Annotated in this window: 21 protein-coding genes and 1 pseudogene; 16 read left to right on the top strand and 6 right to left on the bottom strand. The window is 70.1% G+C overall.

What is annotated here, in order from left to right:
• Positions 1-22 precede the first annotated feature (22 nt).
• Positions 23-802: a methylmalonyl-CoA mutase family protein gene (locus tag ACQKIP_RS01335; protein ID WP_365865538.1), complete on the top strand. Its 780-nt coding sequence runs from the start codon at positions 23-25 to the stop codon at positions 800-802.
• Here ACQKIP_RS01335 and ACQKIP_RS01330 read toward each other — a convergent pair.
• The 4 genes from ACQKIP_RS01330 to ACQKIP_RS01315 all read right to left on the bottom strand — a co-directional run bounded on the left by ACQKIP_RS01330 (position 799) and on the right by ACQKIP_RS01315 (position 4,829).
• Complete coding sequence (locus ACQKIP_RS01330; protein WP_427741861.1) at positions 799-2,142, bottom strand: PLP-dependent aminotransferase family protein; 1,344 nt, start codon at positions 2,140-2,142, stop codon at positions 799-801. The two genes, ACQKIP_RS01335 and ACQKIP_RS01330, sit on opposite strands and share 4 nt — an antisense overlap.
• A gap of 234 nt (positions 2,143-2,376) precedes the next feature.
• Positions 2,377-3,153, bottom strand: coding sequence for an ABC transporter permease (locus ACQKIP_RS01325; RefSeq protein ID WP_361196177.1), 777 nt, complete (start codon positions 3,151-3,153; stop codon positions 2,377-2,379).
• Positions 3,150-4,115, bottom strand: a complete 966-nt coding sequence (locus ACQKIP_RS01320; protein WP_365865540.1) for an ATP-binding cassette domain-containing protein — start codon at positions 4,113-4,115, stop codon at positions 3,150-3,152. The genes ACQKIP_RS01325 and ACQKIP_RS01320 overlap by 4 nt, the downstream gene beginning before the upstream one ends.
• A 39-nt stretch (positions 4,116-4,154) precedes the next feature.
• Positions 4,155-4,829: a DUF4097 family beta strand repeat-containing protein gene (locus ACQKIP_RS01315; protein ID WP_361196174.1), complete on the bottom strand. Its 675-nt coding sequence runs from the start codon at positions 4,827-4,829 to the stop codon at positions 4,155-4,157.
• A gap of 242 nt (positions 4,830-5,071) precedes the next feature.
• Here ACQKIP_RS01315 and ACQKIP_RS01310 point away from each other — a divergent pair, with 242 nt between their 5' ends.
• The 3 genes from ACQKIP_RS01310 (at position 5,072) to ACQKIP_RS01300 (ending at position 9,872) form a co-directional block, all read left to right on the top strand.
• On the top strand, positions 5,072-5,812 hold the full coding sequence (locus tag ACQKIP_RS01310; RefSeq protein ID WP_427741859.1) for a helix-turn-helix domain-containing protein: 741 nt from the start codon (positions 5,072-5,074) through the stop codon (positions 5,810-5,812).
• Between the two features lie 340 nt (positions 5,813-6,152).
• Positions 6,153-8,435, top strand: a complete 2,283-nt coding sequence (locus ACQKIP_RS01305; RefSeq protein WP_365865542.1) for an MMPL family transporter — start codon at positions 6,153-6,155, stop codon at positions 8,433-8,435.
• Positions 8,436-8,642: 207 nt separating this feature from the next.
• The gene (locus tag ACQKIP_RS01300) at positions 8,643-9,872 is read left to right on the top strand and encodes an MFS transporter (RefSeq protein ID WP_427741857.1); all 1,230 of its coding nucleotides are present in this window, start codon (positions 8,643-8,645) and stop codon (positions 9,870-9,872) included.
• 508 nt (positions 9,873-10,380) lie between these two features.
• Here ACQKIP_RS01300 and ACQKIP_RS01295 read toward each other — a convergent pair.
• Positions 10,381-11,319, bottom strand: coding sequence for a ScbA/BarX family gamma-butyrolactone biosynthesis protein (locus ACQKIP_RS01295; RefSeq protein WP_365865546.1), 939 nt, complete (start codon positions 11,317-11,319; stop codon positions 10,381-10,383).
• 281 nt (positions 11,320-11,600) lie between these two features.
• On the opposite strand from ACQKIP_RS01295, the gene ACQKIP_RS01290 reads away from it, so the two are divergent.
• The 5 genes from ACQKIP_RS01290 to ACQKIP_RS01270 all read left to right on the top strand — a co-directional run bounded on the left by ACQKIP_RS01290 (position 11,601) and on the right by ACQKIP_RS01270 (position 15,710).
• Positions 11,601-12,236 carry a ScbR family autoregulator-binding transcription factor gene (locus tag ACQKIP_RS01290; protein WP_365865548.1) on the top strand — a complete coding sequence of 212 codons (636 nt, stop codon included), beginning with the start codon at positions 11,601-11,603 and terminating at the stop codon, positions 12,234-12,236.
• A gap of 218 nt (positions 12,237-12,454) precedes the next feature.
• The gene (locus tag ACQKIP_RS01285; RefSeq protein ID WP_365865550.1) at positions 12,455-13,153 is read left to right on the top strand and encodes an HAD family hydrolase; all 699 of its coding nucleotides are present in this window, start codon (positions 12,455-12,457) and stop codon (positions 13,151-13,153) included.
• A 2-nt stretch (positions 13,154-13,155) separates the two neighbouring features.
• Complete coding sequence (locus ACQKIP_RS01280) at positions 13,156-13,917, top strand: SDR family NAD(P)-dependent oxidoreductase (RefSeq protein ID WP_365865672.1); 762 nt, start codon at positions 13,156-13,158, stop codon at positions 13,915-13,917.
• A 213-nt stretch (positions 13,918-14,130) separates the two neighbouring features.
• Positions 14,131-14,718: a TetR/AcrR family transcriptional regulator gene (locus ACQKIP_RS01275; RefSeq protein WP_365865552.1), complete on the top strand. Its 588-nt coding sequence runs from the start codon at positions 14,131-14,133 to the stop codon at positions 14,716-14,718.
• Positions 14,719-14,834: 116 nt separating this feature from the next.
• A complete protein-coding gene (locus ACQKIP_RS01270; RefSeq protein ID WP_365865554.1) occupies positions 14,835-15,710 on the top strand; it encodes a transketolase in 876 nt (291 codons plus the stop codon).
• Positions 15,711-15,781: 71 nt separating this feature from the next.
• On the opposite strand, the gene ACQKIP_RS01265 is transcribed toward ACQKIP_RS01270, so the two are convergent.
• On the bottom strand, positions 15,782-16,768 hold the full coding sequence (locus ACQKIP_RS01265) for a helix-turn-helix transcriptional regulator (protein ID WP_365865555.1): 987 nt from the start codon (positions 16,766-16,768) through the stop codon (positions 15,782-15,784).
• Between the two features lie 302 nt (positions 16,769-17,070).
• Here ACQKIP_RS01265 and ACQKIP_RS01260 point away from each other — a divergent pair, with 302 nt between their 5' ends.
• The 7 genes and pseudogenes from ACQKIP_RS01260 to ACQKIP_RS01230 all read left to right on the top strand — a co-directional run bounded on the left by ACQKIP_RS01260 (position 17,071) and on the right by ACQKIP_RS01230 (position 25,015).
• Positions 17,071-18,411, top strand: coding sequence for an NDP-sugar synthase (locus ACQKIP_RS01260; RefSeq protein WP_365865557.1), 1,341 nt, complete (start codon positions 17,071-17,073; stop codon positions 18,409-18,411).
• Positions 18,412-18,435: 24 nt separating this feature from the next.
• Entirely contained in the window at positions 18,436-19,137 is a 702-nt protein-coding gene (locus tag ACQKIP_RS01255; RefSeq protein WP_365865559.1) for an SDR family oxidoreductase, read from the top strand.
• A gap of 349 nt (positions 19,138-19,486) precedes the next feature.
• A pseudogene (locus tag ACQKIP_RS01250) lies at positions 19,487-20,713 on the top strand (IS701 family transposase); the annotation flags it as partial.
• A gap of 110 nt (positions 20,714-20,823) precedes the next feature.
• Entirely contained in the window at positions 20,824-22,338 is a 1,515-nt protein-coding gene (locus tag ACQKIP_RS01245) for a maltokinase N-terminal cap-like domain-containing protein (protein WP_365865563.1), read from the top strand.
• A 26-nt stretch (positions 22,339-22,364) separates the two neighbouring features.
• Positions 22,365-23,297, top strand: coding sequence for an NAD(P)/FAD-dependent oxidoreductase (locus ACQKIP_RS01240; RefSeq protein WP_365865565.1), 933 nt, complete (start codon positions 22,365-22,367; stop codon positions 23,295-23,297).
• A gap of 90 nt (positions 23,298-23,387) precedes the next feature.
• Entirely contained in the window at positions 23,388-24,092 is a 705-nt protein-coding gene (locus tag ACQKIP_RS01235; protein ID WP_365865566.1) for an EthD domain-containing protein, read from the top strand.
• Between the two features lie 86 nt (positions 24,093-24,178).
• Complete coding sequence (locus tag ACQKIP_RS01230; RefSeq protein WP_365865568.1) at positions 24,179-25,015, top strand: type 1 glutamine amidotransferase domain-containing protein; 837 nt, start codon at positions 24,179-24,181, stop codon at positions 25,013-25,015.
• Positions 25,016-25,017 lie beyond the last annotated feature (2 nt).

Here is a 25,017-nt window from a genome sequence, read left to right as displayed (position 1 = left end):
ACGGAATGGGAAGCGGGAAGCAATGAATCGCACCACAGCAGGTGAGTCGGGGCTTCCCTGGACGATGCGCCAGTACGCGGGCTCCGGTACGGCGGTCGAGTCCAACGCCCGCTACAAGCAGCTGATCGCGAACGGTACGACGGGCTTGTCCGTCGCCTTCGACCTGCCCACGCAGATGGGCCACGACTCGGACGCGCCGATCGCGTCCGGCGAGGTCGGCAAGGTGGGGGTCGCCATCGACTCGATCGACGACATGCGGGTCCTGTTCGGCGGCATCCCGCTGGACAGGGTGTCGACGTCGATGACGATCGACGCCCCCGCCGCCCTGCTGCTCCTGATGTACCAACTGGTGGCCGAGGAGCAGGGCGTCCGGGCGGACCGGCTGACGGGGGCGATACTGAACGACGTCGTGGGGGAGGACATCGCGCGCGGGACGTACATCTTCCCGCCCAAGCCCTCCCTGCGCCTGATCGCGGACGTCTTCGAGTACTGCCGGGCCGAGATCCCGAAGTGGAACACTGTCTCGATCCCCGGATCCGGACGGCACACGGCAGAGCCGGGCGTGACGCCCGCCGCGCGCGAGACGGCCATCGAGGCCCAGCAGGCCGAACGCCTGGCCAAGCTGCGTGCCTGGCGGTGCGCCGAACGCGTGGCGGACGCCCTGTCGCTGGTGCAGGACGCGGCGGCGGGGACGGCCAACGTCCTGTATCCGATGCGGGAGGCACTCGCCGCCGGGGCCACCGTCGGCGAGGTCTGTGACGCGCTGCGCGAGGTGTGGGGCACGTACGGCCCGGCCGCCTAGGACGTCCGCGGCCCCGGTATCCGTATCGGGCGGGAGCCCACGCCACCGAACGCGTGGGCGAAGTCCGTCTCGGCCTCCAGGACCGCGGCGAGGCGGCGCACTCCCTCGCGGATGCGTTCCGGTGTCGGATAGCAGTAGGACAGCCGCAGTCGGCGGCCGCCGGACCCGTCCGCGTAGAAGCCGGTGCCCGGCGCGTACGCCACACGTGCGGCCACCGCGCGCGGCAGCATCGCCTTGGTGTCCACGCCGTCCGGCACGGTCAGCCACGTATAGAAACCGCCGTCCGGCTTCGTCCATGTGCAGCCCGGCGGCAGGTACTGCTCCAGTGCCGAGAGCATCGCGTCGCGGCGCTCGCGGTAGTTCTCCCGGAACAGCTCGATCTGGCTCTGCCAGTCGTGCGTGGCCAGGTAGCGCGACACGATCAGTTGGTTCAGCGTGGGCGGGCACAGCGTCGCCGACTCCGTGGCGAGCACCAGCTTCTCCCGCACCGAGGGCGGCGCGAGGACCCAGCCGACCCGCAGACCGGGGGCGAACGTCTTGGAGAACGAGCCCAGATACACCACGTTGTCGGGGTCGAGCGAGTGCAGCGCAGGGTAGGTCCGGCCGTCGAGGCCGAGCAGGCCGTACGGATTGTCCTCGACCACCAGGACGTCGTACGTGCGACAGATCTCCAGGATCTCCGCCCGCCGTCCGACCGCCAGCGTCACGCCGGCCGGGTTGTGGAAGTTCGGGATGGTGTAGAGGAGCTTCACGCGCTGCCCGGCGATCCTCGCCTGCCGCAGCGCCGCCCGCAGCGCCTCCGGGACCAGGCCGTGCTCGTCCATCGCGACCTGCACGACCTGCGCCTGATACGCGGCGAAGGAACCCAACGCGCCGACGTACGAGGGGCCTTCGGCCAGCACCACGTCTCCCGGGTCGCAGAACAGCCGGGTCACCAGGTCGAGGCCCATCTGCGAGCCGACCGTCACCACGACGTCGTCCGGGTGAGCCGTGATGCCCTCCAGGGCCATCACGTCGCAGATCTGTTCCCGCAGCGGCGGCAGACCGTGCGCCGACGCGTACTGCAGGGCCGTCAGGCCGTCCTCCGCGATGATCTGCGCGACCTGCGTCGAGAGTGTTTCCAGCGGCAGCGCGGCCAGGTTCGGCATGCCGCCGGCCAACGAGACCACCTCCGGCCTGCTGGCGACCGCGAACAACGCCCGGATCTCCGAAGCCGTCATGCCCGCGGTGCGTGCGGCGTACCGGTCGGCGTGCGGGTCGAAGTGCGGGTCGAGTACGGTGCGGCCGCTCTGCGGTTTCGCGGGGCCGTGCCCGGTCAACTCGTCGTTCGCCATCAGCATGATCTGTCCGTCCGCCGATCCTGGTCCAGCCTCGCCAGGCAGCATGGGCGCCCGCGCTCAATGACCGCTCAAGTCCTCCTCGCGGCCGACTACGAGACGGCCTGAACCGGCAGGCCGGACCGGCTGACCGCACATGAGTGTGGCGGCGCACGCCGACGGGTGTCGGAGTGCGCCGCCACTGGGCGGGACGGGCCGGGGGGCGGCGTCCCGCACGTTCGCGGTTGCCCGGGGGGCCTACTTGGGGTCGCGGTTGAACTGTGCGCTGGACCAGCGGTAGCCGAGGAGGGCCAGACCCACGCACCAGGCGAGGGCGATCCAGCCGTTGTTGCCGATCTCGGTGCCGAGGAGGAGTCCTCGCAGGGTCTCGATGGCGGGGGAGAAGGGCTGGTACTCGGCGATCGGCTGGAACCAGCCCGGCATGCTCTCCAGCGGGACGAAGGCGCTGGAGATCAGCGGCAGCAGGATCAGCGGCTGTGCGCTGTTGGCGGCCGCCTCGGCGTTCGGGCTGCCCATGCCCATGCCGACCGCGATCCAGGTGAAGGCGAGGGAGACGAGGGCGAGCAGTCCGAATGCCGCCAGCCACTCCAGAGCCGTGGCGTCCACGGACCGGAAGCCGATCGCGACGCCGACCGCGCCGACGAGCACCACGCTCAGGATCGCCTGGAGCACGCTGCCCGCGACGTGACCGAAGAGCACCGATCCGCGGTGGATGGCCATCGTGCGGAAGCGGGCGGTGATGCCCTCGTTCATGTCGGTGGAGACGGAGACCGCGGTGCCGATGGTGGTGGAGCCGATGGTCATCAGGAGGATGCCGGGGACGATGTAGGCGATGTACGCGTCGCGTCCGGCGCCGCCGCTCATGGTGTCGCCGAAGATGTAGACGAACAGCAGCAACAGCATGATCGGCGTGAGCAGCAGGTTCAGCGTCAGCGACGGGTAGCGCCTGGCGTGCAGGAGGTTGCGGCGCAGCATCGTGTTCGAGTCGCGCACGGCGAGGGACAGGGAGCTCATCGGACAGCCTCCTTGGGCTGGCTGGGCACGGTGGTGCCGGTGTTACCGCCGGTGAGGGCGAAGAAGACGTCGTCGAGGTCGGGGGTGTGCACGGTCAGCTCGTCGGCTTCGATGCCCGCCGCGTCCAACTTGTCGAGGATGGCGCGCAGTTCGCGCTGGGTGCCGTCGCTGGGGATCTGCAGGGAGAGTGCCTCGTCGTCGCGGGTGACCTCGGGCAGGGCGAGGCCGGCGGACTGGTAGGCGACCGGGTCGGAGAAGCGGAGGCGGACGTGTCCGCCCGGGATGAGGCGCTTGAGTTCTTCCGCGGTGCCTTCGGCGGCGATCTTGCCGCCGTTCAATACCGCGATGCGGTCGGCGAGTTCGTCGGCTTCTTCGAGGTACTGGGTGGTGAGGAAGACGGTGACGCCGCCGTTGACGAGCTCGCGGATGATGCCCCACATGTTGTGCCGGGAGCGGGGGTCCAGTCCGGTGGTGGGCTCGTCCAGGAAGATGATGCGGGGGTTGCCGACCAGGGTCATGGCGATGTCCAGGCGGCGCTTCATGCCGCCGGAGTAGCTGGAGGCGGGCTTCTTGGAGGCCTCCACCAGGTCGAAACGCTCCAGGAGTTCGGCGGTGATGCGCCGCCCCTCCTGCCTGGAGAGGTGGTGCAGGTCGGCCATGAGGAGCATGTTCTCCTCGCCGGTGATCAGGCCGTCGACGGCGGAGAACTGCCCGGTGACACCGATCGAGGCGCGTACGGCCTGCGCATCGGCGGCCAGGTCGTGACCGCCGACGCGGACGGTGCCGGCGTCGGCAGTCACGAGAGTCGAGAGGATCTTCACGGCAGTGGTCTTGCCGGCGCCGTTGGGACCGAGCAGAGCGAAGATCGTTCCTTCGGGGACGGTGATGTCGACGCCGTCGAGCACGACCTTGTCGCCGTAGGACTTGCGCAGCCCGTTCGCCGCGATGGCCAGATTCGTCATGTTGGTGCTCCTCGGAGGCTTCGGTTAGAAGCTGGGGGGTCAGAGACTGCGTGCGGTGATGTCGCCGTACGAGGTGGTCGCGTGGATCTGCAGGCCGGCGGCGGCGCCGTCGGTGTTCTGGAGGGTGTTGTCGATCCGGCCGTAGCTGGTGCCGGCGTCCAGGTGGGCGGAGACGCCGCGGGCGGCGCCGACCGAGATCTCGCCGTGCTCGGTGCGCAGCGTGACCTTGCCCTTGATGGCCTCGGTGATCAGCAGGTTCCCCTTCTGGGTGCTGATCTCCGCGGGGCCGCCCAGGTGGCCGACCGAGATGTCACCGGCCTGGAGGGCGAGGCGGGCGCTCGATGCCTCGTCGAGCTTGACCGTGCCTTCCGCGCCCTCGAAGGAGACGTCGCCGAGGCGTCCGACGCCCCGGATCTCACCGCTGGCGGCCTTGGCCACGATGTCCGACCCGGCGGGCAGTTGGACGGTCACCTCGATGGTTCCGGAGGCGCCGAGGATCTGGTTCTTCACGGGTGCGGCGTTGATCCGCAGGACGCCGTCGGCGCCGAACTCGACCGTGGCCTCCTCGGCCGCCTTCACGTCGCGGCTCTTGGAAGCGTTCGCGGGGAGGATCTCGACCGTGGTGTCGGCGCGGTCGGCGGCGATGATCCGGATGCTTCCCGCGGCGATGTCGACGACGGCGGAGACCGGGGCGGGGGTGTCGAACTTCTGCATGATGGGCTCCCTTTTCTCTGGTGCGTGCCCTGCGGCTCGCTGTTTCTGATGATGGAAACGCTAAGTTGCATTCACGTTTCTGGCAACAGAGATGTTGCGTGCAATGGGCATCACTCCAGGTCAGAGGCGCTAATTCGTTGCAGTGGCGTGGAGGCTAATGCAACAGTAGAGAACGAACTCGTTGCAATGAATTGACCGCGAACGCTATAGTGGGCGCACCACGGACCACGAAGGAGACCGCGATGCCGGGAGGCAGACTCACTCAGCAGGAACGCCAGGAGATCGGGCTCGGCCTGGCCGACGGGCTCGCCTACGCGGAGATCGCCAGGCGCCTCGACCGCCCGACCTCGACGATCACGCGCGAGGTGATGCGCAACGGCGGCCCCACCGCCTACCGCGCCGACCTCGCCCACCGCGCCACCGAACACCGCGCCCACCGCCGCCGGCAGTCCGCACCCCGTGACCCCAAGGCACCCCCGCAGGCCCATGGCCGGGACGCCGAAGCCGTTCACGAGTACGAGGAGCTGTTCACCACCGTCATGATGGGCTCGGGCATGCCCAAGATGATGGCCCGTGTGATGGTCTGTCTCACCATCACCGACTCCGGGAGCCTCACCGCCTCCGAGCTCGTCGAGCGCCTCCAGGTCAGTCCGCCCTCGGTCTCCAAGGCGATCGCGTTCCTGGAGAGTCAGGGCTTCGTCCGCCGTGAACGTGACGAACGCCGTCGTGATCTCTACATCGTCGACGACGACATCTGGTACCAGTCGATGATGGCCAGCGCCCGCTCCACCGCCCGCGTCGTCGACATCGCACGGCAGGGTGTCGGAGTCCTCGGACCGGGCACCGCTGCCGGTTCCCGACTCGAAAACGTCGCCCGCTTCCTCGACTACGTGAACGAAAGCCTCGCCAGAGCCGCGGACCAGGCCCGCGACGTCCTCTACACGAAACCGGAGCCGGGTTCGGACAGCACGACGTCGACCTGATCCGAGGCGGGCCGCGCCCGAACGCGGACGGGTGGCCGCCTTCTCCCAGTGGTCAGACCGGACTCCTCTCCCTCGAGTGGTGTCGGTTGTCTCGACTAAAGAAACCACGCGTGCGGTTTCTAAGTCAATCCATATGGCCTGGGACTTGTCCGCCGTCCACCGGGATTCGACCCTGCCCCGACCGCGTTGGGGCAGGGTTCTGAAGTACGCATGCCCTGTGACCACTTGAGAGTCGCTGGAGGAGTGGTGGAGAAGCGGCGTTCCCATAAGTAAACCGTCTGCGCGGTTTGTTAATCTCCTCGGGTCTTGGTGCCATTCGATCCCGAGGGAGCCCCCCACCATGGCGACGTTGCTCTACAAACTGGGCCGATTCACCTTCCGAAGGCGAGGCGTGACAGCACTGCTGTGGCTCCTGGTGCTCTTCGGAACCGGATTCGCGGCCTCGTCGGCGCCCACCCCGCCCGCTGACACCTTCTCCATGCCGGGAACCGAATCGCAGAAGGCCTTCGACCTCCTCGAAGAGAAGTTCCCGGCCGCGAGCGCCGAAGGAGCCAGCGCCCGGGTCGTCGTGCGCGCCCCCGACGGAGAGCGGATCACCACGCCGGAGCACAAGGCGGCCGTCGCCGACCTCGTCGCCGGCCTGGGCAAGGACCCCAAGGTCTCCCGGGTCACCGACCCGTTCGCGGGCGACGCGGTCAGCAAGGACGGCACCACCGCCTACGCCGTCGCCACGTACAAGGTGGCCGCCACCGAACTCGTCGACAAACAGCACGACGCCCTGGAGAAGACCCTTCAGTCAGGACGCGACGCGGGCCTGACGGTTGAGGCAGGCGGCGACGCGGTGAAGGTCGACGTCGCCATGGGCGGCACCGGCGAGCAGATCGGCGTGCTGATCTCCGCGGTCGTCCTCCTGATGACCTTCGGCTCCCTGATCGCCGCGGGCATGCCGCTGCTCACCGCCCTCGTCGGCGTCGGCGCGGGCATCAGCGCCATCACCGCCCTCGGCAGCACCCTCGGCCTCTCCGCGACCACCTCGAACCTCGCCATGATGCTCGGCCTCGCCGTCGGCATCGACTACGCGCTCTTCATCGTCTCCCGCTACCGCTCGGAGATGCTGGAGGGCCACGACCGCCAGGAGGCAGCGGGCCGGGCGGTCGGCACCGCGGGCTCCGCCGTCGTCTTCGCCGGACTCACCGTCATCGTCGCGCTCGCCGGTCTGAGCGTGGTGAACGTCCCGCTGCTCACCAAGATGGGCCTGGCCGCCGCCGGTACCGTCGCCATCGCGGTCCTCATCGCGATCACCCTGGTGCCCGCCCTGCTCGGCTTCGCCCCGGTCCGCGTCCTGCGCCGCCGCGACCGTGCCGCCTTCCGTACCAAGCCCCTGTCGGCCCGGCAGGAGCGCAAGGCGGCCAAGCGAGAAGCCAAGCGAGCCGGCAAGCAGGCCCCCGGCCAGGTGAAGGAGCGCTCCAACCTCGGTACGCGCTGGGCCCGTTACGTCCTGCGCCACCCCGTGGCCGTCCTGCTGGTCGGCGTCATCGGCCTCGGCGCCGTGGCCCTGCCCGCCGCCGACCTCGAACTGGGGCTGCCGGGCGAGGGCACGATGGCCACCGACACCACCCAGCGCAAGGCGTACGACATGCTGTCGGAGTCCTTCGGCGACGGCTTCAACGGCCCGCTGATGGTCACCGTCGAGTCCGACGACGCGGCGGCCGCCGCGAAGACCGTCGGAGACCGGTTCGCCGAACAGGACGGCGTGGCCTCCGTGGCCCCGGCCGCCGCCAACAAGCCGGGCGACACCGCGATCTTCAACGTCGTACCGGACAGCGGTCCCAACGAAGGCGCCACCGAGGAGCTGGTCCGCTCCCTGCGCAAGATCGCCGGCGGTATGGAGGGTGACACCGGCTCCGAGATCCTGATCACCGGTCAGACGGCCCTGTTCATCGACTTCTCCCGCACCCTGGACGACGCACTCCTGCCCTACCTCGGTCTGGTCGTGGGCCTTGCCTTCCTGCTCCTGATGCTGGTGTTCCGTTCGCTCCTGGTCCCGTTCAAGGCCGCACTGGGCTTCATGCTCTCGGTCGGCGCGGCTCTCGGCGCGGTCGTCGCGGTCTTCCAGAAGGGCTGGCTCGCGGACGTCTTCGGCGTCGAACAGCCCAACCCCGTCATGAGCACCCTGCCCATCCTCATGATCGGCGTGGTCTTCGGACTCGCCATGGACTACGAGGTGTTCCTGGTCAGCCGGATGCGGGAGGCGTACGCCCACGGCGCCACGGCGGGCGAGGCGGTCGTCGCCGGATTCCACTACGGCGGCCGGGTGGTCTCCGCTGCGGCCATCATCATGATCAGCGTCTTCTCCGGGTTCATCGCGGAGGACAACGACCTCATCAAGATGATGGGCTTCGCCCTCGCGTCCGCGGTGCTCTTCGACGCCTTCGTGGTCCGCATGGCCATCGTCCCCGCCCTGTTCGCCCTCCTGGGCACCAAGGCGTGGTGGCTGCCGAAGTGGCTCGACAGGCTGCTGCCGAACCTCGACGTCGAGGGCACGAAGCTGGGCGGCGGCGCGACGGCCGATGTGCCCGCCCCGCGCCGAAGCGAGCCGCGTGAGCACGAACTGATCCGCTGACTGATCGACTCACGGTTGGCGCCGCACCCTGCGGGACTCGTGTCCCGCAGGGTGCGGACGACGCAAGGCGCACCGCACGAAAGCCCTTGCCCAGATGTGACTTTGACGTGAAGATCCGAGATTGTGACTGACGCCGACAGAGCCGGACCTATATCCGGCGGCTCCGTGCCACCTGCCGCGCCCGGCGGCGCAATCGCCCTCGCCGACGTGCCCCCCGAGCCCGTCTCGCGGCCCGCCCACCGCGACACCAACGTGCTGCGCTGGCTCACCGCGTACTTCGCTTCGATCGTGGGCGACAGCGTCTACTTCCTCGCCCTCGGCTGGGCCGCCGCCCAACTCGCCGGCCCCGCACAGGTCGGCATCGTGCTGGCGCTCGGCGCGGTGCCCCGGGCGCTCCTCATGCTCCTCGGCGGTGTGATCGCCGACAGGTTCGACCCGCGCAAGGTCGTCATCGGCTCCGACGCCCTGCGGGCCGCGGTGATCCTCGCGGTGGCCGTCCTGCTGTGGCTCAGCACTCCGCAGCTGTGGCTCCTGATCGCGGTGGCGCTGGTCTTCGGCGTGGTGGACGCCCTCTTCATGCCGGCCGTGGGTGCGCTGCCGCCCCGGCTCACCGGACCCGACGAGATCGTCCGCCTCGTCGGCATGCGGCAGCTGGCGATCCGGATCGGCAAAGCCGTGGGGCCGCCCATGGCCGGGTTCGCGCTCGCCCACCACGGCGAGGCTGCATTCGCCCTCGCCGGGGCGCTGTTCGCGCTCTCCCTGGTCCTCCTGGTCTCCGTACGCATCGCGCCGCTGCCGCAGGGCCGGGCAGCCGGTGAAGCGGGCAGCGCCTGGCACGACTTGACCGACGGGCTTCGCTACATCAGGCGGCACCGGGTCGTCGGCCCGCTCGTGCTCGGCACCGCGCTGAGCGAGATCGGGTTCATGCCGCCGCTCCAGATGGGCGTGTTCCTGCTGACCAAGGAGCGGGGCTTCGGGGCCACCGGAATCGGCTGGATACTCGGCGCGTTCGCGGTCGGTGCGGGGCTCGGCGCCATCGGGCTCTCCTTCGCGGGGCGGATCCGGCGCGCCGGGCTGGTCCAGGTCTGCGCGATGGTCGTGGCCTCCCTGGCGATCGGCGCCATCGGGCTGCTGCCGACCGTGGCAGGCGCGGCGGCGGTGGCGGGCTTCGCGGGCCTGGTGGGCGGGGTGTGCGGCGGGCTCTCCGTCGCCCTGATCCAGCACAACACGGCCGCCGCCTACCAGGGCCGCGTCGCCGCGGTCCTCGCCCTCTCCCATGTCGGCCTCGCCCCGCTCGTCTTCCCGTTGTTCGGTCTGGCCGCCGGGGTGGTCGGGGTGGTGCCGATGTTCCTGGTCGGCGCGGGGATCAGCGCGTGCGCCGCCGTCGTCGGAGCGCTCTCCCGTGAGGTACGGCGGGCGGAACTGCGGGTGCGGTAGCGGACGATGACGGGTTCTGGCCAGCGGCGCCCGACAGGCCGTCGTACGGACCGGGGCCGTCCGCGATGGCCGCGTGCCGGTGGTGGCAGGTGTTTTCGGAGGAAGTGCCTCCGGTGGCGCGGTATCCGGAACCAGCGAATCCAGCCAGTTCTGGGTTGTGGGGACCCGACAGTCGGGGCGTGCCGGTACGGTCTGGCCCATGACGGTGTGCGGGGATCGGCGCGCTGCGGTGTGCCCTGCGCACGCCGGGGCGCGCGGCAGCGGGGCGGGCGTGCCCGGCGAAAGAGCGCGATGTGCTGTGTCGTACGACTCTTGGAGCTATGCCTCATACGGCTGTTGCGGTGCGGATGCGCCGGCGCGGGGCCGGACGCCGAGCAGGCTGCGCCGCGGCGTCGTTGGCGCGGTACAGCGGCCCGGCCGCTTGTCTGCGGTGCGCTTGTGTGCGGTGCGTGCGAAGAGAACCGTCGGCGGAGACGTGCCGTGGGGGGTGGCAGCCGCGCGGAGCAGCTCAGTTCAGGTTCAGCTGCTGGAGCGTGATGACGCCGGAGAAGACGCAGATGTCGTTCTGGACGGCGGTGACCAGGACCCTGTGCCGGTCGGGTCCGGCCATCGGCAGCAGGTCGGTGTGGATCCAGCAGGGCACGTCGAGTTCGGCGTAGCGGGCGAAGACGACGTCCATGCCGGTGACGCAGACGGGCGCGGGGTGGACCGCGGCGTGCGCGGACTGGCGCGCGGCTTCGAGGAGCAGCATGCCGGGGGCGTGGTCGACCGGGTGGTCGAAGAGTACGGGGTGCTTGAGGTCGATCCGGAGCTGGCTGCGGCGCGGCGAAGCGGTCGGCGAGAGCACGACGTCGTCGAAGGACTCGCGGGCCACCTGGGTGGGTGCGGTCGGCGGCGGAAGCGGCAGAGCGCGCGCGGTGGCCTCGGCAAGGTCCCCGTACGGTCCGCGCAGGCGCTTGTACAGCGCCGGGGCGTGGTTGGCGAACCGGGTCAGGCAGGTGCCGACGTGTATCCCGTCACGCACCACGTCGACCTCCATGTTCAGCGAGGCGAGCCGCTGTGATCTGCGGACGATGTCCCGGCAGGCGACCTGGAGTTCTAACTCCGGCGGCGTGGAGCCCACGGCGAGCGCCGCAGGGGCGAGCGAGTAGCTGAAGTGGCTCCAGGACTGGTGGTGGCCGAAGGGCACGTCGTAGGCCGCGTGGCTCAGGAGCGGCACGCACTGGCGGACCGACTCGGCAAGCAGCAGCGGATCGAGCAAGTTGTGCCGCGTACGGTAGAAGCCGTGGTCCTGCGGCCACTGCGCGCGGACGACGAAGTCATCGGCCCCGCTCCGGTGCCACTCCGTGAGGAGCGTCTCGGACGCGGTGTTCTTGTGGACCTGCTTGCTGGTGGCCGACGCCCATCCGGCAGGGCGGGCCGGAGCGGGCAGCATGGTGCTGTACATACGGAAATCCCCCTAGAACGTATGAGCACCTCGAGGCTCGTGGAACCTGGCGGAGCAGCGTGCTGTGGCTCGAGGTTTGCATGAGAGCACCTCGAATTTAGAGAATGCTCTCTTTTTTTGAGACCAATCAACAGCAAAGAAACCCCCACGGAAGGTTCAAGTCCTCATGGCATAAGGGGTAAAGCGGACTATGGGCCTGGAAATCAGAGGCTGACAGGAGGGTGGATCTAAAGTGAGCCATCCTCTAGATTAGAGATCGTTCTGTTTACTTTGGAGGGGCGATGCGGCAGCCGAAACAGCAGCGGGCCGTGGAGACACGCGACGGGATCTTGCGCGCCGCGGCCGAGGTCTTCGACGAGATGGGCTACGCGGGCGCCGGCATCAACCGGATCCTCGAGCGCGCCGGCGCCACCGCCGGGTCTCTGTACTTTCACTTCCAGTCCAAGGAGGGGCTCGCGCACGCGGTGATGGACCAGCAGGCGGACACGATCCTGCCGCTGCTGCGCTCCGAGGGCTTGCAGCGGCTGATCGACATCACCATCGTGTGGTCGCGTCAGTTGCAGACCAACGTCCTGCTGCGGGCCGGTGTCCGGCTCACCACCGAACAGAGCACTCTGGGCATGGGCGAGGCGGCCGGGCCGTACGTCGCCTGGGCCAAGGTGATGGAGGAGTGCCTGGTCGAGGCCCGCGAGCTGGGGGAGTTGCAGGCGGGAGTGGACCCCGCGCAAGTGGCCGACCAGGTCGTCGAGACGTGTACCGGCATGCAGCTCTACTCCGCCGCCGCCGTCGGACGCGCGGATCTGCCCGAGCGCGTGCGGCGGATGTGGCAGATCCTGCTCCCCGGCATCGCCGTCCCGGCCACCGTGGTGCGCATGGACCTCGACGCGCGCCGACTGGAGGACGCCGGGCTCGTCTGAGCCTCTTCCCGCCCCGGGTTCTCTCCCCGCTCCGCGTCCCTCCCTGTCCCGGCCCGGGGCAGCGGTGACGCGCGGTCAAGTGTGCCTGTACAGCGGCGTCTTACTGTGCGCGCACGGTGCCGCGCGGAGCAATGGCGCACGCTGCGGACCGGTCCACAGGTGCGCGAAGAGCGCGCCTCGCCCCGGCGGGGAGCCGGGGCCGAACCCGGGGAGAGTTCATGGGGCTCAGTGCCGGACAGCTACGGCTTGTCGCGGTCAACATCGACGGTGTCCTGCTCAGCGACACCTTCAGTCCTGTCATCCACGACTTCGTCGTCAGCCGTGGCGGGCAGTACACCGCAGAAACCGAACGGAGCATCTTTTCCCAGCCGCAGCGCATCGCGGGGGAGCGCATGGCCGATGCGGTCCCCGTGCCCCTCACCGGTGAGGAGGCGCTGCGGGTCTACTTCGCCGAGCGGGACGCGTACGTGGAGCGTCACCCGGTCACGGTGACGCCGGGTGCGGAGGAACTGCTGCGCCGCGTGCGGGATCTGGGGTTACAGGTGGTGTGCTACGGCGGTCTCGCCAAGGCGCACTTCGACACCCATCTGGGAGCGTACGGGGACCTGTTCGACGGTCCGGGGTATGTCTGCACGGACGGCTTCCGGCCCGGCATACACGAGATCATCACGCAGACCTTCGGCCTCAAGCACGACGAGGCGGTCTTCATCGACGACGTCGCCCGTGTGGCCGAGGAGGCCAGGGCGCTGAACGTCGCGTTCATCGGCCACCCCAGCAGCTATGAGCACAGCTTCCAGCGGCAGTTGATGCTGGAGGCCGGTGTGCGGCACCTGGTGGACCGGCTCGACCAGGTCGATGCCGAGCTGCTCGCGCGGGTCGGTGCCGAGGCGGCGGCGGGCCGGAGCTGGGAGCGATGAGCATGCTGGCAGGCAAGACAGTGATGATCACGGGTGCGTCGAGCGGCATCGGGGCGGCCGCGGCCCGCCTCTTCGCCGAACAGGGCGCCGCCGTCGGCGTCATGGCCAGACGCACGGAACTCCTCGACCGCCTGGTCGAGGACATCACCGCGGCGGGCGGCAGGGCCATCGCGGTCGGCGGCGACGTGACACGCGGGCAGGACGTGGCCGACGCCGTGGCAAGGACCGCCGATACGTTCGGCGGCCTGGACGCGGCGTTCAACAACGCCGGCTTCGCCACCGCGGGGAAGGCCCTCCACGAGATCGACGAGGAGACCTACGCGCGGACCATGGACGTCAACGTACGGGGCGTGTGGAACTGCCTCGCGCACCAGATCCCCGTCATGCTCAAGTCTGGGCGGGGCGGCGCCGTGGTCAACACCTCCAGCGTGGCCGGCGTGGCCGCCACCGGGGCCTCCGCCGCGTACGTGGCCGCCAAGCACGCCGTGATCGGCATGACGAAGGCGGCCGCGGCCGACTACGGGGCCCGCGGGGTACGCGTCAACGCGCTGGTCGTGGGCAGCACGCGTACGGAGATGATGGAGCAGGTCCTGGCCGCGACACCGCAGTTGGAGCAGGTCTTCATGGCCGCCGCGGTGCAGCAGCGGATGGCCGACCCCATCGAGGTGGCGCGGGCGGCGGCGTGGCTGTGCAGCGACCTGTCCTCGTTCGTCACCGGAGCGGCCGTGCCGGTCGACGGCGGCGCCACCGCGCTGTGTGACTGAGGGACCTGAGCGAGCATGACCCGGGCCGGGAGGCGCCGTCCGTCGGGCGGCCCTCCCGGCTTCGCCGTGCCGCGCACCACCGCGCCCGTGGACGGTTTTTTTAGAACGGTCGCCTTCAAATAATTAGAACGATCACTTTGCTTTGGGGTCGGGAGGTGGGTACTGTCTGCTCCAGAGGGGGGCGGACGGGCCGCCGCGGTCCCTGGAGGGCGCATGGTGACTCAGAACAGAGCCGCGCGTACGCGCGAGGCTCTCATCAGGGCTGCGGCCGCCGACGTGGACGCCAACGGGTACCACGGGGCCACCATGTCCTCGATCAGTGCGTCGGCGCGGGTCTCCATGGGCGCCCTGACGTTCCATTTCTCCAGCAAGCGTGCCCTGGCCGAGACGGTCGTCGAAGAGGCGTCGACCATCACGCGGGCGCGGGCCGCGACCGCGGTGGCCGGGTACGCGTCCCCGCTTTCGGCCGTGTTCGCCCTGATGCGGGGCCTTGCGGGCCTGCTCGACGAAGATGTCGTGGTGCGGGCGGCGGCCCTGCTGGCCCGTGAGCGGCCCAAACCGGTGCCGGGCTGGCACGATGCCTGGGTGCCCGTGCTCAACGGTCTGCTGCGGGAGGCGGACAAGGCGGGTGAGCTGCGCCAGGACGCCCGGCCCGACGCGGTGACGGCCCTGGTCGTGTACGTACTGACGGCAGTTGAGGCGTACCGCTGCTCCCCCGTGGGCGAGGGGCTCGGCGCGCAGGCCGCCCTGGAGCGGCTGTGGCCGTTCGTGTGGCGGGGCGTCACTGTCGCGACCGCCTGAGGGTGCAGAACCCGCCCCTGTTTTTACCTGATGCGTACCAAGCAGAGGGTTCCCGGGCCTCAAAAACAAAGAGAACGTTCTACATGTTAGTTACTTGCCTCTGGGAGGAGTGCGCTGTGGGGGCTACAACGGTCCGGGCGGAGGACATCTACCGCGAGGAACTGGCGAAGATCGGTGCGGACGACGGGCGTGTGGTGTGTGTCGAGGCCCTGCCCGGCGGCGCACACCACCCCTTCGAGTCGGCCCACCCGGACCGGTTCTTCCAACTGGGCGGTGTGGAGAGCGCCATGGTCAGCATGGTCGAGGGCCTGGTCACCGCCGGGTTCCGGGTGTTCGTGTGCGGCCTCGGGCTCGGCGCGGACACCAGGGTCTCCCGGCTTCCCCGCCTGACGGTCGCCTATCTGCGGGCGGGGGCCTCGGTCATGGTGCCGCACACGCAGACCGATCTGGCTCAGCTGCGGAGCATGCCGCGCGTTCAGATCGCCGTACCGAGCGGTGCGCGCGAGATCAGGGCGGTGCTGCGCGGTGCGGCCCGCTCGGGGCGGCCCTGCCACATCCGCATCGGCACGGAGACGTCCGACGCGGTGGCCGCGCCCTGGCCCGGAGCCGCCGACGGGGACATCCCCTCGGTCATCTGGGACGTGGCCGCGAAGCCGGGCGATGCGGCGGACACGGACACCTGCCTGGTGTCGATCGGCGAGGAGGGCACGCGGCTCGCCCTCGCGGTGCGGGAGCGGTCCGGGGACCTCGCGCACGCACACCTGGTGTACGTCGACGACAGTCACTTAGCGGCCGCGGCGGGCGAACTGGCCCGCCGCCACGGCCGATTAGTCGTGCTCGGAGGCTCGGCGGGGCCCGACGGAGCGGCGGAAGGCCTGCGCCGGCTGCTGCCCGGATGCACGGTCCTGGGCCTCTCGCACCCGGAGCCCGGCGGGTCGTTCGCCGCCGACGTGGAGCGCGCCCTCTCGATGGCCAAGGGCCCGGGGGAATGAGGGCGATGAGGACGACGAGTGCGACGAGGGGGACGGGGGCGACGAGGAGGACGAGGAGGACGAGCGCCGTTTCAGTCCTCGCGCGGGGCCTCCAGGAGTTCGGACCGGGCGAGCAGATAGGCGAGATGGGCCCGGCTGCGGCTGCCCATCAGCTCCGACGCCTTCTTGATGTGCGCGGAGACGGTCCTGCTGCTGATGCCCAGGCGCTTGCCCATCCCCGCGTCCGTATGGCCCTCGACCATCAGCTGGAGCACCGCCCGGCGGGTCTCGTCCGTCAGGAGCGGGGGCCGGCCGTTGTCGTGTGCGACGGTGACGGGCTCGGCGCGCTGCCAGGCGTGGTCGAAGACCTTGACGAGGTAGTGGATGAGGGCCGGGTGCTCCACGGCGAGCGCGGTCGTCTGGAGGTCGTAGCGCGGGTCGGGGATGAACGCGATGGAGCGGTCGTAGACGATGAGGCGGTCGACGACTTCGTCGAGTGTGCGCACCTGCGCCCCGGCCGCGGTCACCTGCTCGATGTAGGCCAGCGTCGGGCCGTGCGCGCGCACCGAGTGCTGGTAGAGCGTGCGTTGGCGTACGCCGCGGCTGTTCAGGCGCAGCGTGCGGGGCAGGGTCTTGCCCAGGGCGTCGGGGTCGCGGGCCCCGCCGGGATGGGCGGTCAGAAGCTCTTCGCGGCAGGCCTCCGAGGCCCGTTCGAGCGCCGCGTAGATGACGTCCGAGCCGTGCAGCAGCCGCACGGACGCGGCGGAGGCGCGCTGTTGGGTGCGGTAGGCGTCCTCGGCCGCGGACAGGGCGTCGTAGATGCCCGCCACGGTGTGCTGCTGCGCCAGGATCGCGCGCTCCAGGGGGCGGGTGAGCTCGTGCGACGCGATGTCGGGCGGTACCGCCACCCAGCGGTCGCCGGCTTCGGCCTGGCGCCGCATCAGGCCCAACTCGACCAGGCAGTCCGGGACTTCGCCGGACGTGGGGCCTTCCGCCAGCGTACGGCGGTAGCAATCAAGCCCGCGTTCGCACAGCTGTATGACGTTGGGTTGTGGACTTATGTCCGCATCTCTGCACACTTTTCCCCCTTGCTGCTTCGTGCAATGCGAGATCCCGAGCCTACCCGTCCATGGATTCCAGCCGTTTGTGAGCCATGCTGTTTGAGGCGGGAGGGCGAAACGCGAATTCCGTCATACGGGAGGGGAAGGAAATGCGACTGGAGTCAGTTCCGGTCATATCGCTTAGCCGGATGCCCGCACACGTTGCGGACTCCGATGACGACGAGAACTGGAAGGCGTTCGCCCGCCTGGGCCGCCGGGCGGAAGAGTAATCGGAATACGAATAAGACAAACAATTCGCATTCGCGGGGGGTGCAGCGAGCGTGATCCGTGACGAGGGAACTGTCGGCATCATTCTGGCCGGAGGCAGGGGGGAGCGCGCCAAACCGATCACCCTCAAGTCCTCGGACTACATCCGGAGCAAGGCGCTCATCCCCTTCGTCGGACGACGCCTGGTCGAGTGGATGATCGACGCCTGCCGCGAGCAGGGCATACGCCGGTTCTACGTCGTGACCCACGGCCTGGAGAACCGCAACCAGATCAAGCTGCTGCTCGGCCACGGCGAGCGCTTCGGGGTCGACATCACGTACTCGCGCTCCCGGTTCGACCGCTACAACGTGGGGTCGGCAGGGGCCACGCTGCACAATCTGGAGCAGTGGGACCTGCAAGGCCGCGCCCTGGTGCTGCCCGTCGACTCGCTCTTCGACTTCGACCTGGCGGCGATGGAGGAGACGCACCGCGAGCGCGGTGCGGTGGTCACGGTCGCCTCCGTGGCCCGTACTGCCGCCGAGATCGCCACCAAGTACGGCGTCATGCGCACCGACGAACGCGGTCTCGTCCAGGGCTTCGTGGAGAAGCCCGGCATGAGCGAACTGCGCTCGCTCTTCCCGCGCACCGGCGAGGACCCGGCCGCGACCCTGGCGACCAACGCGGGGATGTACCTGGTCGACTGCGGGCGCCTGCGGCTGCTGGCCCGGGAACCGGAGCTCTTCCGGCAGTCCCACCAGCGCCTGGACTGGGGCGGCGACCTGCTGCCCCACCTCGTCGAACGAGGAGTACCGGTGGCCACCCACACCATCGGACGCCTCGGCGACATGGGCAATGTCCCCGACTACCTCCAGACGGTCCAGCTCGTGCTCAACGGCGCGTACGAGCAGATGAACCGCCTGATGGAGGCACCCGGCAGAACCGATCCGCGCTGCTGGATCCACGAGACCAGCCTGCGCACCAAGGACGACGTCACGGGCACCACGCTGGCCCAGAAGATCGAGGAGGGCTCGGTCGTCATCGGGCCCGGAGTGCGCATCGGCCGGGACGTAGAGATCGGCCGCGGGGTGCGCCTGGAACACACGGACATCGGCGACGGGGCCGAGATCCGCGAGGGCGCCACCCTGGCCCGTTCCGCGGTGGGGGAGTCGGCGGTGGTCGGCAGCTGGGCCGACATCACCGACGCCTACATAGGCCCCATGGCCCAGGTGCTCTCCGAGCGCGTCAGGCCACTGCGCCTTGAACAGTTCTCGGCCATCGGCGACGGCGCCGTGCTCTGGCCGGGGTCGCGATTCTGCGGGGTCACCGTGTACCCGCGACTACGGGTGCCGGCGCTGACCGGTGTACCCGCTCAGACAGAGCTCAGGCGCGCCGACGACATCCTGCGCTGGGTGTGAAGGCGCTCATCCCTGGAGGGGACCATGCAGAGCCCCATTGCAGTTATCGGCGGGGCCGGCAGGACGGGCGTGCTCGTCACGCGCCGCCTGCTCGAAGAAGGCCACCGCGTACGAGTGATCAGCCGTGATCCGCAGCGCGCGGTGCTGCCGCTCGGAGTGGAGACGCAGCGTGCCGACGTCCGGTACACGGACTCGCTCGGCCCGGCGCTGCGCGGATGCTCCGGCATCGTGTTCACCGTCGAGCCGGGCACCGCGGACTCCGGTCCGCACAGCCCCGAGACCACCGTCTACGACGGCGTGCGCAACATGCTCGCCGCCGCGGCCGACGGCGCGCAGCGCCCGCACGTCGTGCTGGTCAGCCAGATCTTCGTGACGCGGCGCGAGCACCCGATGAACTCCTACGGACGGCTGCTCGACTGGCGGTTGCGGGGCGAGGACGAGGTCCGTGCCTCGGGCCTGCCCTACACCGTCGTACGGCCGAGCTGGCTGACGGACGACGAGGTCGCGGGCGCCCGGGTGCGCCTGGAGCAGCACGACCGCGGCGACGGCTGGGTCTCCAGGAAGTCGGTGGCGGAGGCCTGCGTGCAGGCACTGCGGCTGCCGGCGGCCGGCGGGACGACGTTCGAGCTCTACAACGAGCCGGGCCTGGCGCCCACCGACTGGGCCCCGCTGTTCGACCGGCTGATCCCCGACCGGGTCCCCGCCTACCAGGGCCCCGTCCACTGACAGATGCCCGGTGCCTCCTGACCGGAGGCTCCGGGGCATCCCGAACGGCGGGACGGAGTCTGTGAGGGGCCCGTCCCGCCCGTGACCTGCCGGTTCATTCCCCCGTCGCCGGCAGGCAAGGACACGGGGCCGGTGCGCGGCCCGCAGGGTGCTGCCGCACCGCTGTGCCGGTCCCGTGTCCGCATTCCCGTTCTTCGGCTTCACGCCGTCCCCGCATGACGCGCAGTCGCGCGCCGAACCCCGGCACGCGGCCATGCGGCCTGCCCGGATTCGGCCGTTCCGGCCGCCGCGTCATGGGGGCGCGGCTCACCGGAACGTGGTTCACGTATTTCTTGGAGAGGGTGGAAAGGTGTCCGCAGAAGAGCAGCAGACGCTTCCCGACGACATTTCGCAGAAAGAATTCACCGAGGTTCTCTCCGCTGCCCTGCGCTCCATTCCGCGAAGCGACCAGCGGCGTTGGGGAGAGCTTTATGTACGCGGGCTTCTCTCGGTCCGGGGCAAGAAGACGATGCGCGCTCTCGCCAATGGCGCGGGCGGCGGAGCCGAGCAGAGCCTCTACCAGTTCATCAGCAAGTCGCCGTGGGACGCCGACCTGGTCCGCGGGGACCTGGCGCGGCTGCTCATCCAGCGCGCGCAGCCCCGCGCCTGGGTCGTACAGCCCCTGGTCATCACCAAGGTGGGCCAGCACTCGGTCGGCGTGGAGCGCCAGTGGGTGTCGCAGATCGGCCGGGTCGTCAACTGCCAGCAGGCGATGAGCGTGTGGCTCACCACGGACCACGGGAGCTGCCCGGTGGACTGGGAGCTCGCGCTGCCCGAGTGCTGGACGGGCAAGGAGGAGATGCGCCGGCGGGCGTCCATCCCCACCCATGTCGGATCCACCCCGCCCGAGCGGTGCGCCGTCGACTCCGTGAGCAAGATGGCCAGGGAGTGGGGTCTGCGCGGCAGGCCGGTGGTGATGGACCTGCGCGAGACGGCCCCGCGTCCGGTCTGCGCGGACCTTGCTTCCCGTCAGATTCCCTTCGTGGTCCGCGTCGACCCCTCCGCCGTCCTGCCCGCGGGCGGCCCGTCGGGTCCGGCGCCCGCGCCGCGCGCGGCGGCCGACGGTGCGGCGGGCCGCGGCAACTCGGCCGATCTGTACACCGCGCTGAACAAGCAGCGCATGCCGGTGGAGTGGTTCGACCACGCCGCGGGGACCGTGCGGGCCACGTCCGTCGGCGCCGCCCGTGTCACCCTGCGCCGCGACCCGGCCGCCCCCCAGGGGCAGCCCGAGCGCCTCGACCTCGTCCTGCTGGGCGCCTGGACGGACCCGGCGCGGCGGACCCCGAGCGAGTTCTGGCTCTCCAACCTCGCGCAGTCGCAGCTGGGCACGGTGTACCGCACGGCGATGCTCTCGCGGCGCGTGGAGCGCGACCTCCAGGAGGAGAGCGACCGGCTGGGCATCCGCGACTTCGAGGGCCGCTCCTACCGCGGCTGGCACCACCACATGACGATGGTGTCGCTCGCCCATGCCGTCACCGTGCTCTCGCCGTCCCGCGCGCAGGACACCAAGGTTCCGGCGCGCTCCGCCGGAACTCCCGTGCGCGAGAACAGAGTTCGGGCGCGCGACACCACCGTTCCGGCGCGCGACGCCAAGGTTCCGGCGCGAGAGACAAAGGTTCCGGCACGAGACACGAAGGTGACTGCCGCATGACCGAGACAACGCAACGCACCCTGCCGCCAGGACGATCCGACGAGCTGCGCGTCGAGGACGTGGACCGCGTCACCGACGAACTGTGCCGGCTGCTGCCCGCCTGGCTGCCCGACCGGCGCTGGTACGCGGACAAGGGCCACGGCGTCCCCGTGGTCCGGCCGGTCCTGGTGGAGGTCGTCGCCCCCGGCACGCCCGCCCTGCTCCAGGCAGTGGTCCGCACCGACGATGGCCAGAGCTACCAGCTGCTCGTCGGCGCCGTGACCGGCCCGGCAGGCACCGGCCCCGGCAGGGGCGTGCCCCCGGACGCGGTCATCGGCACCAGCGCGCGACCGGACGCGGACGGGCGGTGGCTGACGCTCTACGAAGCCGGGTCGGACCCCGACCTGCTCAGCCGGCTGCTGGACCGCTTCGTCTCGGCCGAGCCGTGCGGGGCGCTCGAATACCACCACATCCCCGGCGCGACGATCCCGGCCGGGCTGCGGGCCAGGCCGCTCACCGCGGAGCAGTCCAACACCTCCGTGGCCTTCGGCGACCGGATGATGCTCAAGGTGCTTCGCCGCATCGTGCCCGGAGCCAACCCCGAACTGGAGATGCTCGCCGCCCTGGAGCGGGCCGGTGACGTGCCGAGCGCCGCACCGCTTGCCTGGGCGCAGATCGCGGGACGGCACGACGCGGAACCGACCACGCTCTGCATCCTCCAGGAGTTCGTGCCCTCACGCGGGGACGGCTGGAGCATCGCCACGACCCAGGCGGAGGACTGCATCCGCGGCACCTGCGAATCGGTCGCACCGCTCGGCGGCTTCTCCGACGAGGCGTTCGGCCTGGGCCAGGCCACGGCGCAGGTGCACACGGCGCTCGCCCAGCAGCTGGAGACCCGCCCCCTGAGCTTCGCGGAGGTGGCGGAGCTGACCGACACGCTCATCGAGCGCCTGGAGGACGCCATCGCGCAGGTGCCCGACATCACTCCCTACGCACGCGGCCTGCGCACCGCCTACCAGGACCTGCGCGAAGTGGCCCGGCGCGGCAACCCGCTGCCCATCCAGCGCATCCACGGCGACCTCCACCTCGGGCAGGTGCTGCGGGCCGAGGACGGCTGGATCCTCATCGACTTCGAGGGCGAACCGGGACACCCGCTGGCCGAACGGCGGCACCTCCAGCCCGCGGTGCGCGATGTCGCCGCCATGCTGCGCTCCTTCGACTACGCGGCACATCACGCCCTCGGCGAGATCCTCGGCGGCCCGCCGCGCGCCCAGGCGTCGCGCGACCTGCGCGCCACGCGCCTGGCCCGCCGGGCCGCTGCCTGGGCGGTGCACAGCAGGCGTGCCTTCTGCGCCGGCTACACCGCGGCGGGCGGCCAGGATCCGCGTACGAGCCCCGTACTGCTGCGCGCGTTCGAGGCCGACAAGGCCGTGTACGAGGTGCTCTACGAGGCACGCAACCGCCCCGAGTGGCTGCCCATCCCGCTCGCCGCCGTGCGCAGGCTCGCGCAGGCCGGCCAGGCGGCGGGCTGAGACCGCCGGGGGAGGAGGCAATGGACGTGGCAGCAAGTGAGCCCGACGGCACGGACGCGGCGGTGGTCGGCGGTGGCCCCGCAGGGCTTTCCGCGGCGCTGCAACTGGCCCGCTACGGACGCCGGGTGCTGGTCTTCGACACCGGGCACGGACGCTCGACCCACCACCAGACCAACCGCAACTACCTGGGTTTCCCCGACGGCATCGCCACCACACGGCTGCGCGAACTCGGCGTACGGCAGCTGGCACGCTACCCGCACGTCCGCTTCGCCCGCCACCACGTGACGGGCCTGACGGGCGACGCGCACCAGGGGTTCACCGTCCGGGCCCAGGGCCACCACTGGCGGGCCAGAACGGTGGTCCTGGCCACCGGTGTCCTCGACCACTTCCCGCACTTCCCCGACTGGCATACGTACGTGGGCCGTTCGATGTTCTGGTGCATCGCCTGCGACGGGTACGAGAACCGCGGGCGCCGCATCCTGGTCGTGGGGCACACCGACGCCGCCGCGGGCGAGGCCATGCAGCTGCACAGCCTCACCGACCGGATCGTGCTGCTCACCAACAGCCGCAGGAACGACATCAGTTCACCTTTCACGCGCCGTCTCGCGGTGGCGGGTGTCCCCGTCGTGCACGACCGCATCAAGGGCGCCGAGGGCGCGGACGGCCGGCTCACGGCCATCGTGACCCGGGGCGGCGAACGCCTCGACCTCGACGCCCTGTTCTCCATCCAGGGCGCGACCCCGGAGACGGCCGTGGCCCGCGGCCTCGGCATCCGGCTCAACCGGCACGGCTATGTCGAAGTGGACACCGAGCAGTGCACGTCGGTCCCCGGCGTGTACGCCGCGGGCGACATCACGGCACCGCATTCCCACCAGGTTTCGGCGGCGGTACACGAAGGCGCGCAGGCCGCATCGGCGGCCAACTACTTCCTTTATCCGCCGGAGTTAAAGGCTCCCTGACCGCGGAAAGTTCAGGAAGTAGGTTTTCCTTCTTTGCCCCCCTTGGTGGCCGCTGGACATCATGAGTGAGCCCATCCAAAGGAGAATCCGATGATCCACCAGTTCATTCTGGCTGCGCCCAAGCCGGGTATGACAGCACAGGAATTCCAGGACTACTGGGTAAATGTCCACGCGGTGCAGTACGCCTCGAAGATTCCGCAGATCCGCAAGTACATGGTCGACACGGTGGTGGAGATCGAGGGCAACCTCGGCAGTCCCGCCCTGCCGCACCAGGGCATCGCGGAGATCTTCCTGGCCAACGGCGAGGAGCAGCTGGCCTCGCTGCAGACCGAGGAGTTCCTCCAGGGCGCCCGCCTCGACGAGCCGAACTGGGCCGCGTTCTGGCAGACGATCGTCGTCGACACCACCGCGCACGAGATCGTCGCGGGACCGCCGCTCGCCAAGGGCCAGGACTGGGTCAAGCTCACCGTCCTGCAGAAGCGGCGTCCGGGCCTGGCCCTGGAGGACTACCGCAAGCAGACCCTCGACTCGTACGCCTCCGTGGTCAAGGGCACCCCGGGGCTGCGCCGCTATCTGCACGCCCACACCGTGGACGGCGCCTACGTTTTCGGCGAGGCGTCCTTCGACAGCGTCGAGCAGCTGTGGTTCGACGACGTGAACGCCCTCGAAGAGGCGCTGCGTTCGCCCTATTTCACCGAGCAGGTGAAGGCGGCGCGCGACGAGATCGTCGACGAGAAGTACGTCTTCTCGATCGCGTCGAAGGAGAACTGGATCATCGGCCCGCAGGCCCGCTGATCCCCCTGATCAGGTGGCTGAGGCGCCGCCCCCTTCCGTCGCGGCGCCCGGCCACCCATCCCGAACCGATTACCGAAGGAGCCGGCGTGGCCAGGAAGAACGCCAAGAAGATCCTCGTCATTCTGTCGGAGTACGGCTACTGGGGCGAGGAGCTCGTCGGCCCCCTGCACCACTTCGACCAGCGGGGCTACGAGGTTCAGTTCGCCACCCCGACCGGCAAGCGCGCCCACGCGCTGCCGCCGTCGATGGACCCGGAGTACATCGACCCGCCGCTCGGCCGCTCGGTCACCTCCGAGGCCGTCGCCAAGCTCACGCGCGAGGTCGACGAATCCGAGCGCCTTGACGACCCGACCGACATCTCCAGCTGGATCCCCGAGCGCCCCTACACGGCCGACGACGACTACCTGCGCAAGCTGGAGGCCTACCACCGGGCCGTCGACGTCGTGGCGCAGGAACTCGACGAGTACGACGCGCTGCTCATCGTCGGCGGTTCGGGCCCGGTCGTGGACCTCGCCAACAACGAGCGGGTGCACCAGATCATCCTGTCCTTCCTGCGCGCCGACAAGCCGATCGCGGCCGAGTGCTACGGCGTCGCGCCGCTGGCCTTCGCCCGCGACTGGGAGGACCGCAAGTCGATCATCTGGGGCAAGCACGTCACGGGCCACTGCAAGGAGTACGACTACAAGGACGGGACCGGATTCCTCGGGACCGACTTCGTGATCGGCCCGCCGCCGTACCCCCTTGAGTACATCCTGCGTGACGCCACAGGACCCGAGGGCCGCTATCACGGCAACTTCGGAAAAGAGACCTCGGTGATCGTGGACTACCCGTTCATCACCGGGCGTTCCACGCCGGATTCCTATCTGACCGGAGAAAAGGTCGTCGAGGTGCTCGAAGACGGCCTGCGCCGCTTCGGCTGGTAATG

This window comes from Streptomyces sp. NPDC059900 (genome assembly GCF_050270335.1).
Classification (GTDB): domain Bacteria; phylum Actinomycetota; class Actinomycetes; order Streptomycetales; family Streptomycetaceae; genus Streptomyces.
This window is presented reverse-complemented; position numbering and strand designations above follow the sequence as displayed.

Coding starts and splice junctions, on each gene's coding strand:
- ACQKIP_RS01255 (WP_365865559.1), top strand. CDS start 18,436: ATGCAGAGCCCCATTGCAGTTATCGGCGGGGCCGGCAGGACGGGCGTG.
- ACQKIP_RS01295 (WP_365865546.1), bottom strand. CDS start 11,319: ATGTACAGCACCATGCTGCCCGCTCCGGCCCGCCCTGCCGGATGGGCG.
- ACQKIP_RS01310 (WP_427741859.1), top strand. CDS start 5,072: ATGCCGGGAGGCAGACTCACTCAGCAGGAACGCCAGGAGATCGGGCTC.
- ACQKIP_RS01235 (WP_365865566.1), top strand. CDS start 23,388: ATGATCCACCAGTTCATTCTGGCTGCGCCCAAGCCGGGTATGACAGCA.
- ACQKIP_RS01275 (WP_365865552.1), top strand. CDS start 14,131: ATGGTGACTCAGAACAGAGCCGCGCGTACGCGCGAGGCTCTCATCAGG.
- ACQKIP_RS01280 (WP_365865672.1), top strand. CDS start 13,156: ATGCTGGCAGGCAAGACAGTGATGATCACGGGTGCGTCGAGCGGCATC.
- ACQKIP_RS01315 (WP_361196174.1), bottom strand. CDS start 4,829: ATGCAGAAGTTCGACACCCCCGCCCCGGTCTCCGCCGTCGTCGACATC.
- ACQKIP_RS01320 (WP_365865540.1), bottom strand. CDS start 4,115: ATGACGAATCTGGCCATCGCGGCGAACGGGCTGCGCAAGTCCTACGGC.
- ACQKIP_RS01245 (WP_365865563.1), top strand. CDS start 20,824: ATGACCGAGACAACGCAACGCACCCTGCCGCCAGGACGATCCGACGAG.
- ACQKIP_RS01285 (WP_365865550.1), top strand. CDS start 12,455: ATGGGGCTCAGTGCCGGACAGCTACGGCTTGTCGCGGTCAACATCGAC.
- ACQKIP_RS01335 (WP_365865538.1), top strand. CDS start 23: ATGAATCGCACCACAGCAGGTGAGTCGGGGCTTCCCTGGACGATGCGC.
- ACQKIP_RS01330 (WP_427741861.1), bottom strand. CDS start 2,142: ATGCTGATGGCGAACGACGAGTTGACCGGGCACGGCCCCGCGAAACCG.
- ACQKIP_RS01305 (WP_365865542.1), top strand. CDS start 6,153: ATGGCGACGTTGCTCTACAAACTGGGCCGATTCACCTTCCGAAGGCGA.
- ACQKIP_RS01325 (WP_361196177.1), bottom strand. CDS start 3,153: ATGAGCTCCCTGTCCCTCGCCGTGCGCGACTCGAACACGATGCTGCGC.
- ACQKIP_RS01290 (WP_365865548.1), top strand. CDS start 11,601: ATGCGGCAGCCGAAACAGCAGCGGGCCGTGGAGACACGCGACGGGATC.